Source organism: Rhodococcus sp. MurmanLake-1, assembly GCF_056945715.1.
On the sequence record NZ_JBWZNF010000011.1, the window covers coordinates 130,051 to 144,922 of the forward strand.

Here is a 14,872-nt window from a genome sequence, read left to right on the forward strand (position 1 = left end):
AAAGACATGGCAACACTCCAGACCCCGCCCGCCTACGAGTTGTCGCATTTGCGGGCACTCGAAGCGGAGGCGGTCCATATTTTCCGCGAAGTCGCAGCGACTTTCGAAAAGCCGGTCCTCCTGTTCTCCGGAGGTAAGGATTCCGTCGTGATGCTGCACGTAGCGGCCAAGGCATTCTGGCCTGCTCCATTGCCGTTCGCCGTGATGCACGTCGACACCGGTCACAATTTCGACGAGGTGATCGAGTTCCGCGACCGCACGGTCGATCGCTTCAACCTGCGTCTTGTCGTCTCCAGTGTGCAAGACGACATCGACGCCGGACGCGTCATCGAGGACACCGGAGTCGGTTCCAGTCGCAATCGCCTGCAGACGCACGCGTTGCTGCGCGGAATTCGCGACAACAAGTTCGACGCCGTGTTCGGTGGTGCTCGCCGAGACGAGGAGAAGGCGCGCGCCAAAGAGAGGGTGTTCAGCTTCCGGGACGAGTTCGGGCAGTGGGATCCCAAGGTGCAGCGACCTGAACTGTGGAACCTGTACAACGGCAAACACCGTAAGGGTGAACACATTCGGATCTTCCCGCTCTCCAACTGGACAGAGCTCGACATCTGGCAGTACATCGAGAAGGAACGGATCGACCTTCCCGGCATCTACTACGCCCATCGTCGCGAAGTCGTTCCGCGCGACGGAATGTTGTTGGCACGCACCCGCTTCCTCGAGCTTCGCGCCGGCGAGGAGTCCTACGAGGCGTTGGTGCGCTTCCGTACGGTCGGCGACGCAACGTGTACCGGATGCGTCGAATCGTCGGCCGAAACACCGGCCGCTGTCGTGGAAGAAGTTGCGGCGAGCCGTATCACGGAGCGTGGCGCAACCAGAGCTGATGACCGGATTTCCGAAGCTGGCATGGAAGATCGTAAGAAAGAGGGGTACTTCTGATGCCGCAACTGCTGAGAGTCGCTACAGCGGGGAGTGTCGACGACGGGAAATCAACACTCATCGGCCGGTTGCTCTACGACTCCAAGTCGATCTTCGAGGACCAACTCGAGGCCGTGGAGCGGAGCAGTCGGGAACGCGGCGACGAGTACGCCAACCTCGCGCTACTGACCGACGGATTGCGCGCCGAGCGTGAACAGGGCATCACGATCGACGTCGCCCACCGGTATTTCGCGACCCCTCACCGGAAGTTCATCATCGCGGACACACCCGGGCACGAGCAGTACACCCGCAACATGGTGACCGGCGCTTCGACGGCCGACCTTGCCCTGATCCTGGTGGACGCACGCAAGGGTGTGCTCGAACAGACGCGACGGCACGCTTTCTTGTCGACTCTCCTGGGGATACCCCACCTCGTGCTGTGTGTGAACAAAATGGACCTCGTGGGCTGGTCTCAGGAACGGTTCGAGGAGATCAAGGAAGAATTCCGGCAATTCGCGATCAAACTGGACGTCCACGATCTGACGTTCATTCCGGTGTCGGCGCTGTTGGGGGACAACATCGTTGCCCGGACCGAGAACATGTCCTGGTACGACGGGCCTTCTCTGCTGCACCATCTCGAGCAGGTGCACATCGCTTCGGATCGCAACTTGATCGACGCGCGTTTCCCGGTGCAGTACGTGATCCGTCCGCAGAAGCAAACGGATGCCGACCTCCACGATTTCCGTGGATACGCCGGAACGGTGGCCAGTGGCGTCTTCAAACCCGGCGACGAAATCGTGGCTTTGCCTTCAGGATTCACCTCGACGGTGAAGGCAGTCCACGGGCCGGGCGGTGACGTGATCGACGAGGCGTTTGCGCCCTCGGCCGTCTGCATCGAGCTGGTCGACGATCTCGACGTCAGCCGAGGGGACCAATTGTGTCGGCTCAACAACCGGCCGCAGGTCGGGCAGGAAATCGATGCGATGGTCTGTTGGTTGACTGAACAGACCACCCTGTCGGAGAACAACCGCTACTCGTTGCTGCACACCACGCGCTCCACGAAAGCGCAGATCGTCAAGCTCGACTATCGCCTGGACGTCAATTCTCTGCACCGCGACGAGAAGGCAGAATCTCTGTCCCTCAATGAGATCGGTCGCATCTCGATCAAAACGCAGCAGCCGTTGATGTTCGATCCCTACCGCCGCAACCGCGTGACAGGCAGCTTCATCCTCGTGGACGAGACCACGGGCAACACCGTCGCGGCCGGAATGATCAACGGTCCGACACTCAAGGAATCGCGCGTCGTCTGGCACAGTGCGGAGGTTTCTCGCGAGGAACGTGCGACTGCCGGCGCCACCGTCTGGCTCACCGGTCTCTCGGCCTCGGGCAAGTCGACGATCGCCGTGGAACTCGAACGCCGCTTGGTGGCCGCGGGTATCCCCGCGTACCGCCTCGACGGCGACAACCTCCGGCACGGATTGAACGCGGATCTGGGATTCAGTGCCGAGGACCGAGCCGAGAACGTCCGCCGAGTCGGCTCGGTGGCGCAGCTGTTCGCTGATTCAGGTGCAGTGGCAGTGGCTTGCCTGATCAGCCCGTACCGCGAAGATCGTGATCGAGTGCGGGCGGCGCACGAGGCCGCCGGGCTGAAGTTCGTCGAGGTTTACGTCGACACCCCGATCGAGCAATGTGAAGCCCGAGACCCCAAGGGGATGTACGCCAAGGCCAGGGCCGGGGAAATCAAGGGTTTCACCGGAGTCGACGATCCGTACGAGGCTCCAGCCAGTGCCGAGCTGGTGATCAGACCCGAAGACGGAACGCCTACCGAACTTGCGCTGCGAATTATGGAAGTGTTGGACCGGTGAGCGAATCCACACACAGCAGAATCGCCGACGAGGCACTCGCGGCGGAATTGGCGCAGGCCGCTGGTGCGATCCTCCTGGGGATCCGAGCCGAGGGCCTGGGTGTCGACGACGGTCGTGAGCTAGGTCGCCGGGGCGACAAGGCCGCCGATTCCTACATCCTCGACCGGTTGGCCGCCGAGCGGCCGGAGGATTCCGTGCTCTCGGAGGAGTCTGCCGATGATCGCAATCGTCTGGACGCATCCCGGGTTTGGATCATCGATCCGCTGGACGGCTCCAAGGAATACGGCTTGCCGGATCACGCGGATTGGGCAGTGCACGTGGCGCTTTGGGAGCGCGGTAGCGGAATTACCGCAGCCGCGGTTGCTCAGCCGGCGCTCGGAGCGGTGTACTCCAGTGGCGAGGAGGCCGATTCGGTTCCCGCGAATTCGCCGCTCCGCGTAGTAGTCAGCGGATCGCGACCACCCGCATTCACCGAAGCGGTGGCAGCCGAACTCGGCGCCGACGTGGTGCACATGGGATCGGCCGGCGCCAAGGCGATGGCGGTGGTGCGAGGCGAGGTCGACGCCTACCTGCACGCCGGTGGGCAGTGGGAATGGGATTCGGCTGCACCCGTCGGCGTCGCACAGGCGGCCGGGCTGCATTGCAGCCGCATCGACGGTTCACCGCTGCTCTACAACGAATCTCATCCCTACCTTCCGGATCTCGTGATCTGCCGACCGGAGTTGGCTGAGTCGATCCTGGGTGCAATTGCCAAGCACTCCACGGAGTCTGCGGTCAGTGGGCGCGTCGCCATGGCGCGTGAATACGTGAACGCATTGCTCACTCACGACGCAACGAAGGTCCGATTCGCCGCTGACGCCTGGCGGGTCGAGAACGGTCAGCGAACCGGTGACACCGGCGCTTTCATCAGCAACGAGCTCGAACAGGGGCAGCAATATCGCGGAATCGTGGCGATACGTGAACTCGCGCTGCGTGAGTGGGGCGAGAGCGTCGTCGCGCGGTATCTGCTCGACCTCGGAACACCTGGCCAGGCACCGGCCGTCACAGTTTTCGTCACCGAGTACTTCGGGATACCGGCAGGCGAGATCGAAAGCATCCTGGCAATCATCGAACCCTACGAAAACGATTCGAAAGAGGCTGGAACACAATGACATCGGACAAGCTGATCACCGATTTCTGTGCGCTGTGGGCGGACGCCGATGTTGCAAAGATCGTCGACTACTTCACCGATGACGTCGTTTATCACAACATTCCGATGGAGCCCGTGGTCGGTCGCGAGGCCGTCCGGGCGTTCATCGAGCAGTTTGTCGGTGCCTTCGGCAACATCGACTTTCAGATCAAGCGTCAGGTCGCGGACGGCAACACCGTCATGAACGAGCGCGTCGACGTCTTCACCATCAACGGCGCCGAGGTAGCGCTCCCGGTCATGGGGGTATTCGAAGTCGAGGACGGAAAGATCAAAGCCTGGCGCGACTATTTCGACATGGCACCGATCAACGCGGCAGCCGGCCAGGCCTGATCGGGGCGCCTATTCCGCGATGACAGCGTGAGGGTAGTCCGCCGAACGGTGCTGGAAACGCGTAATGGCGGGATTCACGATGACGCCGTCACGGATTTCGATGGCGCGGTCGACGGTCTCGTCTGCCTTCCAGGCCGTCTCACCTGCCATCACAGTGGGCAGGTAGGGAAGAAGTGATTCGCTGATCTCCCACGACGCGGAGTTCCACAGGTACGACGGGCTGTGATCGACGCCGTAGTAAGTGATGTTGTCGCCGACGATGAAGGTCGGATCCGCGAACGAGGTGGGACGAGCCCAGCTGAACCCCATGCCTTCGTCGCACGAGACGTCGACGATGAGGCTTCCCGGTTGGAAGTCCATGAGATCTTCCTCGGTCAAGAACGTCAGCGGGGCATCCGTGTTCTGCAGTACGCAGTTGACGACGATGTCGTGCTCGGCCAGGAAGCCCGGTACCGGCACGCTGTGGTTGTCGAGCATGACGTGGCTGCCGCGGACATCGCCGTTGTTGTTGTCGAACGAGACCATTCGCGCCGAGTGGATGGGGGAGCTGACGGCGGTGACGCCGCGCTGAGTCAGTACGTCCACTTCGTGGATACCGTGCGCCTTGAGTGCGGTGACAGCGCCGCGTGCAGTGGCACCGAAACCGATCACGGCGGCAGTGAGACGGCGGCCGTAGTCTCCGGTGGAACCGATCAACTGCAGGGCGTGCAGTACCGAGCAATAGCCGGCCAACTCGTTGTTCTTGTGGAACACGTGCAGATTGAACGATCCGTCGCTGTGCCAGAAGTTCATCGCTTCGAAGGCGATGAGAGTCAGTTTCTTGTCGATCGCGATCTGTGTCAGCTCGGTGTCCTGGACACAGTGCGGCCAGCCCCAGAGAACCTGACCCGACCGTAGTTCGGCGAGGTCACGCACCAACGGCTTCGGTAGCAGAACCACATCGGTTTCCGCCAAAATCTGCTTGCGCGTGCGGATTCCGGCCACCAGACGCGAGAGGTAGTCGTCGGAGTAGCCGAAGGGGTGGCCGTAACCCTCTTCGAGGTAGATCCGAGAACGTAGTTCGGCATCGATGCGATCGAAATGCGCGGGATGGATCGGCAACCGGCGTTCTGCCGGTTTGCTCGACTGTCCGATGACTCCAAGGGTGCGTGCGTTGTTCAATTGTGTATCTCTCGATAGGAGCAGGTAGAGATGTCAGGCAGGCGCCTGAGGGACGAGCAGAAGCCGCAGGAACGCTGGCAGATTGCCTCGGCCAGGATCGCGTGAAGGCGTGCCGGCTGCGCTGCTGTCGATCGCCGACGGCTACAGAAAGGCGCGCCGGTATGTGCTCAGTCTAGTCCTGAACGGTCCTCGCCCGGCGGCCGGGCGAGGTGCGGTGCTGCTCCGACCTAGGGCTACTGCTCGCGCAGGCGTGAATCCAGCACGGCCAGTTGAATTTTGCTGGCATCCGTGTGTACTTGACGACCTTTGTCGGTGACGTCGATGAAGACTCCGCGCCGGTCAGCCTCGCACAGTGCTCGCTGAACCAGTCCGGCCTTCTCGAGGCGGGCGACGCTGCGGGAGAGCGCACTGGGACTCAGGTACATCTCCGAAGCCAGATCCTGCATCCGTGGACGCTCACACGAGGTGTCCATGAGTCGGTCGAGGGCCTCGAAGTCGCTCATACTCAGGCCGTGCGCCGACTGCATCTGGCGATCGAGTTCGCACGCGATGTCGTTGTAGCTGGTCGACAACGAGCGCCAGGTGTTGCGCAATTCCGATTCCGACGTCACGACCGCATTCTAGTTGAAGACTCGATTATGTGCAATTGCATTAAATGCTTGTGCATTAAGTGCATGTGCATCTATTCTCGCTGACGTGACTTGCACAGACTCGACACTCAAACCATTCGATTCGCCGGAATCCCCGGGTTCTACGGAATCCACCGATCCGGCCACAGGAGAGGGCTGGTCCCTCAAGCTGTGGGGCATCCTCGCGGTGCTCTGCCTCGTGTTGTTCCTCGACGGTCTCGATGTGTCGATGGTGGGCGTCGCTCTACCGTCCATCGGCAACGAACTGGGCCTGTCCACTACTTCGCTGCAGTGGATCATCAACGGCTACGTCCTCGGATTCGGCGGCTTGTTGCTACTCGGTGGACGTACCGCCGATCTTCTCGGGCGCAGGAGGGTCTTCCTGATCGCGCTGACCGTGTTCGCAATCGCTTCGCTGGTCGGTGGCCTTGTCGACAACGGAACACTGCTGATCGCATCACGATTCGTGAAGGGACTGGCGGCGGCCTTCACTGCGCCGACTGCAATGTCCATTCTCACCACGACGTTCAAGGAGGGTCCGGCCCGTAACCGTGCGCTGTCCGTGTTCTCCGTGTTCGGCGCCAGTGGTTACTCGTCGGGCCTGATCCTGGGTGGGCTGTTGACCAGTGCCGGTTGGCGATTCACGTTCCTGATGCCGGTTCCGTTTGCCGTCATCGCGCTGATCGGTGGGTACTTCCTCATTCCGCGGGACCGTCCCGCAGATGCCGGGGGACACGACCTCGTCGGCGCCGTCACCCTGGTGACGGGAATGCTTCTGACGGTGTACACGATGGTTTCGGCTCCGACTCGTGGATGGGCACACCCGATGACTCTGGGTTCGTTCGCCGTCGCTGCCGTGCTTCTGGCGACGTTCTTCTTCGTGGAGAAGAAGGTGGCGCATCCGCTTGTGCGACTTGGGCTTCTACGCGTCGGCACCATCGTTCGTGCGAATCTGGCCATCATCGCGCTCTTCGGTTCCTACCTGAGCTTCCAGTTCATGATGACGATCTTCCTGCAGTCGGCCCTCGGCTGGTCACCCCTGAAGATGGCGATGGCACTGCTCCCCGCGGGCATCATCGTCGCCTTCGGATCACCGTTCGTCGGACGGCTGGTCGACCTGTACGGCAGTGCCAAGCTCATCATCGCGGCACTGACCTCGCTCAGCGTCGGGTACCTCTGGTTCCTCTTCGCGGGCAGCGATTCACCGTCGTACGTCGTGGCGATTCTGCCGAGCGTCATCCTGCTCGGACTCGGATTCGCGTTGGGCTACACCTCGATCATGGCCCAGGCCACCTCGGGCGTCGACGACTCGGAACAGGGTTTGGCGTCCGGGCTGGTGAACACCTCCGCTCAGGTCGGTGCGGCGCTCGTACTCGCTCTGACTACCGCCCTCGTGACCGCCGGATCGCACACCGCGTCCGGCGCCGGTACCGCCGGATTCGAACAGTTCCATCCCGGACTGATCCTGGTTACCGGAGTCGCGCTGGTGGGCTTGGCGATCACCGTCTCGCCGCTGGTACGTGGAAGGTCGCTGCGGGGAAGATCCGTGCGTGAAAGGCGCGCTGAGGAAGAAAAGGAATTGGCCGAGGTCAACTGAATACTTGCTTCATCCGCGAATGCGCTCGGCCGCGTAGGAGACAATCCTGCGCGGCCGAGTTGCTGTGTCTGAACTATCGGGTGGCAGATTTCAGGGCTGCGTCTTTCGGGGCTGCGTCTTTCAGGGCTGCGTCGAAACTCGTCGACGTAGCTTGCGAACCGAGAATCAAGGCAAGGCGCACCAACATGGCTTCGCGGTCGGACGGATCAGCCTGATCGAGTGCGTTCGACAGTGCCAACCAGACGTGCTCGCGGTGGCCCTCGTCGTCGATCACAGTCGTCGTGACGGACTGTGCCGTATCGAAGTGCGTCGGCGCAGTGCCGGCGGTGAGGTGCTTGGCCACGTCGTTCAATTGCGTGGGATCGCTGATGCGGCAGAGCGCCAATCCGTCGGGCCGAATCACGAAGATCTCGCCGACACGAGCACCGAGGGCAGATGCGAGATTGCCTTCGGCATCGCGAATCGTGGAGTCGTTAGTTCCCGCGGTGATCACCCGTACGGTTTCCGGTGCAAGGGCCTGAGCGAGAATCTCGGCTTGCGTGTCGAGTTCGGATACCAGCTCAGCTGACAGTCCGAAAGCCAGCAGGCCGAATCCAGTACCGCGCAGACTGTTCAAGGAGGTTTTCGAACCGTCCGCCGAGACCTGGACGACTCTGTCCTCCAGCGGATCCCCGGGTAGTACGCCCTCGGTGCCCGCAGCTGTGGGCCACGTCAGCGGCGAGAGACGGGCGTGCGTTGCACTCGACTGGCGCGGGTTGATGAGGTGCGCGAATTCGCTTCGCTTGGTGGCGAGTTCGAGTACGGCGTCGCGGGTGGTCCGGTATCCATGACTGCCGGGCGACATGATGAGCGTCGACTTGCCTGCATTGTCGACGTTCTGCTGCCACGCGCTGCGACGTTCCTTCGAATACGCGTCGAGGATGGCGGTATCGGCAGCTCCGTTGATGACGGCCGCCAGTTGCCACACCAGGGTCTCGGCATCTTCCATGCCAGAGTTGAGGCCACGAACACCGAAGATCGGAACGAGATGCGCGGCGTCGCCGGCAAAGAGCACACGGCCGTGAGTGAAATCTTCCAAGGCGAGTGCATGGGCGCGGTAGAAGCCGAACCATTCCAGGGTCCAGGGGATGTCGCTCTGGAGCCATTCGAGGTGACGCATGATGCGGTCACGGATGCGATCTTCTTGCGTCTCCGCTTCCGGATCGTCCGACGCGTCGAGCTGGTAGTCGATGCGCCAGATGTCCCGTGGTTGGCGGTGCATGATGATCGTGGACCCCGGATTGCTGGGTGCGTCGAACCACACCAGACGCTCGGCCGGGAGTTCCGATTCCCAATGAATGTCGGCAATGACGTAGTTGCCCTCGTAGCTGTTGCCCTGCAAGCGGATTCCGCTGAGTTCGCGCATCTTGCTGCGTCCACCGTCGGCAGCCACGACCCACGCCGCACGCAGTTCGCGGGTTCCGAAGGCGGTGTCGACGGTCAGAGTTACCTCGTCGTCACCGCCGGAGATGCCGGCGATCGACGACGACCAGTGGAAGTTCACCAGTGGGTGGGCGAGCAACTTGTCGGTCATGATCTGTTCGAACTCGGATTGCGAGACGTTGACCATGGGTCCGCGCGCGTCGTGCTCGGCGGATGCCATCCGGAACTGCAGTACTTCCTGATCGCGGTAGTAACTCCGACCACCCACCCACGGCAGAACGATGTCGTCCAGCTCGGCACCGAAACCAAGGCGTTCGGCAACTTCGAGGCTGTGCCGTGACACGCAGATCGCGCGACTGCCGAACGAGACCTGATCGGCCGCTTCGAGAATCGTGACGGCAATGCCGCGCTGCGCCAAGCCCATGGCTACGCCCATGCCGACTGGGCCGGCTCCGACGATCACGACGGGAAGTGCGTCGGCCGAAGGCGCCATGGAAGCGAAGTCCTCGGGTGCGTACTTCTTCGGATGAAAGTAGGTCGACATGGTCACGAGGCTTTCTGTGCGGCAGTGTTTTTCGGGATCAGTTGAGGTTCCGGGAGTAGCAGGATGGAAACCAAGCTGATCACGGCAATGATCACGAAGTAGACGGTGATGGCGAACGAGGTGTCGAAGGCGGCGTAGAGCGCGGTGGCGATCATCGGGGCCAGACCGCCGCCGAGGATTGCGCCGATCTGGTAGCCGAGTGACGCTCCGCTGTAGCGGATGTGTGCGGGGAACAATTCGGCGAACAGCGCCGCTTGTGGGCCGGCGCAGCAGCCGAGCGTGAAGCCGAGGGCGATCATCGATACGAGCATCACCGGGACGATCGCCGTGTCGATCAGCGGAAAGAACACCGCTGCCGCCACTACCAGGGTGATCGAACTGCGGATGTAGACGGTTCGGCGTCCGAGAGTGTCCGACTTGTGAGCGCTGAAAGCCATTCCCGCCATCCAGAACGGGCAGGATGCGATGAGGAGGAAGAGCATCGTGGTCTTGCTGAAGCCGAGTTCGGTCTCGCCGTATTTGAGCACGTAAACCATGTACGCGTACGCAATTCCGTTGGTGGCGATGAAGGTTCCACCGGCGAGGAGCACTGTCTTCCAGTGTCTGGTGAGAACCTCGAGAATCGGCATGGACTCCGCCGGTGCTTCGGACTTCGAAGCGGTGAACTCGTCACTTTCCTCGAGGCCGAGACGGATCCACATCGCAACGCCCACAAGAACTGCGCTGAGCAGGAACGGGATTCGCCATCCCCAGGAGTTGAATGCATCGTCGTCCATGAAGGCGGCGAGGGGGAGATAGACGAGATTGGCCACCAGTACGCCTGCGGGAACACCGATTTGTGGTGCGCTGCCGTACAGCCCCTTCTTGCCCTCCGGTGCGTTTTCGGTTGCGACCAGAACTGCGCCGCCCCACTCGCCGCCGACACCGAGTCCCTGAACGAATCGCAAGGTCACCAGGAGTATGGGGGCGAAGACGCCGATGGCGGCGTAGTTGGGTAGCAGGCCGATGGCAACGGTGGCGCAGCCCATCAGCATCAACGAGGTGACCAACATGGATTTGCGTCCGATGCGGTCGCCGAAGTGGCCCATCACGATTCCGCCGATGGGACGCGCGACGAATCCGACGGCGAGGGTGGCGAAGGCGGCCAGGGTGCCGGCCAGATCGGACGTGCCGGGGAAGAACTGCTTGCCGAGCACGAGCGCGGCGGCGGTGCCGTAGATGAAGAAGTCGTACCACTCGATGGCGGTGCCGACAAAGCTGCCGAGGGCGGCCTTGCGCGCCTTGACCGTCGCGGCGGTGCGCGTAGCGGTCGGTGAGGCGATGGAGGTCATGAAGTGCCTTTCGAGATGAATGTGGCTTGAAGAAACAATGACGTGCGCCACAACAATTGAAAAGCGAAAGAATTGGAGGTTCTTGCACGGAAAATCCGTGGAATCAGCTCCGCTGCCTGGTAGTGGGACTATTGGGCAGGTTCCGAGGGTGAAACGAATTCTATGAAAGCGCGTGCGACGCGGCTGAGGCGAGTGTTCTGGTGCCACGCGAGAACTACGTGCACCGACGGCACGACAGGGGAAGCGATGGTCTTGACGACTACCTCGAGCCCCTCGTACGTGACGTCCATCTTGGGGCGCTGGAGTAACAGCGTCCAGCCGAGTCCGCGTCCGACAAATGCCCGCGCCGTCTCGAAGTTCGCGGTTCTGTATGCAACCTTCGGGATGAATCCGCCTGCGCGGCAGACGTCGAGCGCGTGTTTGGTGCTCGGCGGCGCGTCGAGGAGAACCATCGGGTGTTCCGCGAGGTCCGGAAGATGGATCGGTCGCTCGGACCGCGCGAGTGGGTGTTCGGCACCCAGGACGATCAAGGGTTCGCGGATGGCCAACGGAACTGTGCGCAATTGTGGAGACAGGTCCAGGTCGTAAGCGATCGCGAGGTCCAACTCGCCGTTCTCGAGATGTGTCTGGAGCCGATTCTGAGTGTCCTCGCGGAACTCCACCTGCGCGTCAGGATTCTCACGGGTGAACCCGGCGATCATCGACGGCAATACCGTCGGCCCCAGAGCGGGATAGCAACCGATCGCGATGGGCCCCGACACGCTTCCGCCGGTTCCGAGCGCATCGGATTCGAGCTCCCCGGCTTGCTGAAGTAGCGCCCGGGCGCGCACCAGAACGGATTCACCGGTGCGGGTCAGTTGAATGCCGAATGAGCGACGGCGAACGCACAGTTGAACTTTGAGCGCGCGTTCGAGTTCGGTGAGCGACGCGGACAGGGCGGAGGGGGAGAGGTGCAAGCGCTCGGCCGCGCCGCTGATCGTCCCGGTCTCGGCTACCGCGACAAACGCAGCCAGCTGACGCATCGTGTACGTGGGAGCAGGATCGATGCGAGGCATGAGATCGACAGTAGTCGGATAGATTGCCCTGAATTGTTTGGTATGGCACCGTGAAGAGATCGACGATCAATCGCTGACCTGCGTCTTCGTGGTGCCCCCGGCAGGATTCGAACCTGCGACCTTTCGCTCCGGAGGCGAACGCTCTATCCCCTGAGCTACGGGGGCGCACCGAATGCTCGGTGTGCCGATTGGGCTGCGTTAGCGTAGCGCATCACGGGGGGACAAGACCAAACCGGCACCCGTCTCGGCATGGCGTCGTCGTGGGAGGCAGTCGAGGATGCGGCCGGGGACCATGGTCGTCGAATCATCTGTACCGACTGACTCGGATGCTTTTTACGCCTAGGCTCGGCTCTGAGCACAGGCTCGGGCGGACTGCTCGGGCACCCTCGTGAGGTACGGGAGTCGTTGATGACCGATCACCACTATTCCGAAGACCAGCTCGCGCTCGACCTGAAGTGGTGGGCAGCGGCCAACTACCTGACCGTTGCGCAGATCTATCTGAAAGACAACACGCTTCTGCGGGAACCGTTGCGAGCCGAGCACATCAAGCCTCGACTGCTCGGGCACTGGGGGACCAGCCCCGGCCTGTCGATGATCTACACGCTCCTCAATCGGCACATCGTCGCCACTGATGCTGATTGGCTGTACGTCACCGGCCCGGGGCACGGCGGCCCGGCGCTGGTCGCGTCGACGTATCTCGAGGGAACGTATTCGGAGATCTATCCGGAAGTCTCGGACGACGCCGAGGGTATCCACCGGATGTGTCGGCGGTTCTCGGCTCCCGGCGGAGTGCCCAGCCATGTGAGTGTGCAGACACCCGGAAGCATCCATGAAGGAGGCGAGCTCGGCTACGCCCTTGCACATGCGGCCGGCGCTGCCTTCGATCATCCGAACCTCGTGGTGGCCTGTGTGATCGGCGACGGCGAAGCGGAGACCGGGCCGTTGTCCGGCTCGTGGAAGCTCCCGGCGTTCCTCAATCCACGACGCGACGGCGCGGTGTTGCCGATCCTGCACGTGAACGGCGCCAAGATCGCGGGCCCGACCGTGTACGGGCGCAGCAGCGACGAGGACATTCAGGCCTACCTCGGCGGCCAGGGGTGGGCGCCGATCGTCGTCTCCGGTGACGACCCCGACGTCGTGTTTCCTCAGTTGTATCAAGCGATCTCGCAGGCACACGAGAAGATCCGCGAGATGCAGGGTGCCGCACGCCGCGGCGACGAGTGGACGGGTTCGTGGCCGGCAATAGTCTTGCGGACGCCGAAAGGATGGACCGGTCCACACGCCGTCGACGGAATCTTGGTCGAGGGCACACATCGTGCGCACCAGGTGCCGTTGTCCGGCGTGCGAACCAACGAATCGCATCTGCGGCAACTCGAAGAGTGGATGCGGTCGTACCGTCCGGACGAGTTGTTCGACGCCAACGGATCACTCGTCGCGGACCTGGCGGCGCTCTCGCCGGCGGGGGACAAGCGCATGGGGAGCACTCCCTACGCGAACGGTGGACGACTTCGAGTCGATCTCCCGATGCCGCCGCTCGAAAAGTATGCGCTTCCCATCCAATCCCCGGGTTCGACCTTCCACGAGACGACGCGAGTGCTCGGCGAGCTTCTGCGCGACATCTACGCCGCCACGGAAACCGAGGACAGCGGCGGGATCTTCCGACTCTTCTGTCCGGACGAGACGTCGAGCAATCGCCTCGGCGCCGTGTTCGAGACAACCGACCGCTGCTGGCAACTGCCGATCACCGACTACGACGACGGGCTGTCCGCGGACGGTCGTGTCATGGAGGTCCTCAGCGAGCACCTCTGCGAGGGGTGGCTCGAGGGTTATCTGTTGTCCGGTCGACACGGGATGTTCGCGAGCTACGAAGCATTTGCGATGGTGAGTGTGTCGATGCTCATCCAGCACGCCAAGTGGCTCCAACATGCCGTCGACCTGCCGTGGCGGGCGTCCGTCGCTTCGCTCAACGTGCTGCTGACCAGTACATGCTGGCGCAACGATCACAACGGATTCAGTCATCAGGGCCCCGGCATGATCGACGCCGTTATTCCCTTGGCACCCAGTGTGATCCGCGTGTGGCTGCCGCCGGATTCCAACACCTTGCTCTCGATCTCGGATCACTGCCTGCGTAGTACCGACCACGTCAACTTGATAGTCGTGGACAAGCAACCGCATCTGCAGTACCTCACGCTCGAGCAAGCGCACGAGCACTGTGCGGCGGGCGCTTCGGTCTGGGAATGGGCCGGAACCGAGGCTCGCGGACAGGAACCGGACGTGGTGCTGGCCGCTGCGGGAGATGTGCCGACGCAGGAGATCCTGGCTGCCGCGCAGTTGCTGCGCGATCACACACCCGAACTGATCACCCGCGTCGTCAACGTCGTCGATCTGATGGCCTTGCTGACGCCAACCGAGCATCCCCACGGATTCGGGGAGCGGGTCTTCCTCGATCTGTTCACCGCGCAGACCGACGTCGTGTTCGCATTCCACGGGTACTCGCGTGCGGTGCACGAACTGATTCACGGGCGTCCGAGTCCCGAGCGCTTCCACGTTCGCGGATTCAGTGAACAGGGAACAACCACAACACCGTTCGACATGGTTGTCCTCAACAAGATGAGCCGCTACCACCTGGTGATCGAGGCGCTACGACGCTCCAAGCGTCGGCCGGCCGGGGCTTCCGAGTTGGCGGAGTTCTGCCGGACACAGCTCGAAAAGCACTCGCGTTACATCGTCGAGCACCTCGAAGACATGCCGGAGGTAGAAAACTGGACCTGGTCCTGAAATTCAGGACCAGGCCCAGTTGGGTCTGAACATTCTCGGTTCAGCTCAGTGCAGTGCAG

11 protein-coding genes and 1 tRNA gene are annotated in these 14,872 nt (G+C 62.3%); 6 read left to right on the top strand and 6 right to left on the bottom strand.

Features of this window, described 5'->3' with window-relative positions:
* Positions 1 to 6: 6 nt before the first annotated feature.
* From cysD to AC2ETI_RS25840, 4 genes are read left to right on the top strand one after another with little or no spacing between them, the layout of a single operon-like run.
* Positions 7 to 933 (top strand): sulfate adenylyltransferase subunit CysD, encoded by a 927-nt coding sequence (cysD, locus tag AC2ETI_RS25825; RefSeq protein ID WP_019749195.1) that lies wholly within the window; start codon positions 7 to 9, stop codon positions 931 to 933.
* On the top strand, positions 933 to 2,777 hold the full coding sequence (gene cysC / locus AC2ETI_RS25830; protein ID WP_483634605.1) for an adenylyl-sulfate kinase: 1,845 nt from the start codon (positions 933 to 935) through the stop codon (positions 2,775 to 2,777). Before cysD ends, cysC begins: the two co-directional genes overlap by 1 nt.
* Positions 2,774 to 3,928, top strand: a complete 1,155-nt coding sequence (locus AC2ETI_RS25835; RefSeq protein WP_483634606.1) for a 3'(2'),5'-bisphosphate nucleotidase CysQ — start codon at positions 2,774 to 2,776, stop codon at positions 3,926 to 3,928. Before cysC ends, AC2ETI_RS25835 begins: the two co-directional genes overlap by 4 nt.
* On the top strand, positions 3,925 to 4,296 hold the full coding sequence (locus AC2ETI_RS25840; protein ID WP_007726173.1) for a nuclear transport factor 2 family protein: 372 nt from the start codon (positions 3,925 to 3,927) through the stop codon (positions 4,294 to 4,296). Before AC2ETI_RS25835 ends, AC2ETI_RS25840 begins: the two co-directional genes overlap by 4 nt.
* 9 nt (positions 4,297 to 4,305) lie before the next feature.
* Here the strand turns inward: AC2ETI_RS25840 and AC2ETI_RS25845 are convergent, their stop codons facing one another.
* Complete coding sequence (locus AC2ETI_RS25845) at positions 4,306 to 5,457, bottom strand: N(5)-(carboxyethyl)ornithine synthase (protein WP_019749192.1); 1,152 nt, start codon at positions 5,455 to 5,457, stop codon at positions 4,306 to 4,308.
* Between the two features lie 233 nt (positions 5,458 to 5,690).
* On the bottom strand, positions 5,691 to 6,068 hold the full coding sequence (locus AC2ETI_RS25850) for a MarR family winged helix-turn-helix transcriptional regulator (RefSeq protein WP_019749191.1): 378 nt from the start codon (positions 6,066 to 6,068) through the stop codon (positions 5,691 to 5,693).
* A gap of 85 nt (positions 6,069 to 6,153) precedes the next feature.
* On the opposite strand from AC2ETI_RS25850, the gene AC2ETI_RS25855 reads away from it, so the two are divergent.
* The gene (locus AC2ETI_RS25855; protein ID WP_483634607.1) at positions 6,154 to 7,683 is read left to right on the top strand and encodes an MFS transporter; all 1,530 of its coding nucleotides are present in this window, start codon (positions 6,154 to 6,156) and stop codon (positions 7,681 to 7,683) included.
* 73 nt (positions 7,684 to 7,756) lie between these two features.
* Here the strand turns inward: AC2ETI_RS25855 and AC2ETI_RS25860 are convergent, their stop codons facing one another.
* The 4 genes from AC2ETI_RS25860 to AC2ETI_RS25875 form a co-directional block, all read right to left on the bottom strand.
* Positions 7,757 to 9,649: an FAD-dependent monooxygenase gene (locus AC2ETI_RS25860; protein ID WP_483634617.1), complete on the bottom strand. Its 1,893-nt coding sequence runs from the start codon at positions 9,647 to 9,649 to the stop codon at positions 7,757 to 7,759.
* Between the two features lie 2 nt (positions 9,650 to 9,651).
* Positions 9,652 to 10,980 (bottom strand): MFS transporter, encoded by a 1,329-nt coding sequence (locus AC2ETI_RS25865; RefSeq protein ID WP_019749188.1) that lies wholly within the window; start codon positions 10,978 to 10,980, stop codon positions 9,652 to 9,654.
* 128 nt (positions 10,981 to 11,108) lie between these two features.
* The gene (locus AC2ETI_RS25870; RefSeq protein WP_046378809.1) at positions 11,109 to 12,035 is read right to left on the bottom strand and encodes a LysR substrate-binding domain-containing protein; all 927 of its coding nucleotides are present in this window, start codon (positions 12,033 to 12,035) and stop codon (positions 11,109 to 11,111) included.
* An 89-nt stretch (positions 12,036 to 12,124) separates the two neighbouring features.
* Positions 12,125 to 12,200: transfer RNA gene (locus tag AC2ETI_RS25875), tRNA-Arg, on the bottom strand.
* Positions 12,201 to 12,443: 243 nt separating this feature from the next.
* Between AC2ETI_RS25875 and AC2ETI_RS25880 the strand changes: the two genes are divergently transcribed.
* On the top strand, positions 12,444 to 14,813 hold the full coding sequence (locus AC2ETI_RS25880) for a phosphoketolase family protein (RefSeq protein ID WP_483634608.1): 2,370 nt from the start codon (positions 12,444 to 12,446) through the stop codon (positions 14,811 to 14,813).
* The last annotated feature ends 59 nt before the right edge of the window (positions 14,814 to 14,872 follow it).

Bases quoted from the DNA above. Each gene is read 5' to 3' on its own strand.
- cysD (WP_019749195.1), top strand. From the start codon at position 7: ATGGCAACACTCCAGACCCCGCCCGCCTACGAGTTGTCGCATTTGCGG.
- cysC (WP_483634605.1), top strand. From the start codon at position 933: ATGCCGCAACTGCTGAGAGTCGCTACAGCGGGGAGTGTCGACGACGGG.
- AC2ETI_RS25840 (WP_007726173.1), top strand. From the start codon at position 3,925: ATGACATCGGACAAGCTGATCACCGATTTCTGTGCGCTGTGGGCGGAC.
- AC2ETI_RS25860 (WP_483634617.1), bottom strand. From the start codon at position 9,649: ATGTCGACCTACTTTCATCCGAAGAAGTACGCACCCGAGGACTTCGCT.
- AC2ETI_RS25865 (WP_019749188.1), bottom strand. From the start codon at position 10,980: ATGACCTCCATCGCCTCACCGACCGCTACGCGCACCGCCGCGACGGTC.
- AC2ETI_RS25870 (WP_046378809.1), bottom strand. From the start codon at position 12,035: ATGCCTCGCATCGATCCTGCTCCCACGTACACGATGCGTCAGCTGGCT.
- AC2ETI_RS25880 (WP_483634608.1), top strand. From the start codon at position 12,444: ATGACCGATCACCACTATTCCGAAGACCAGCTCGCGCTCGACCTGAAG.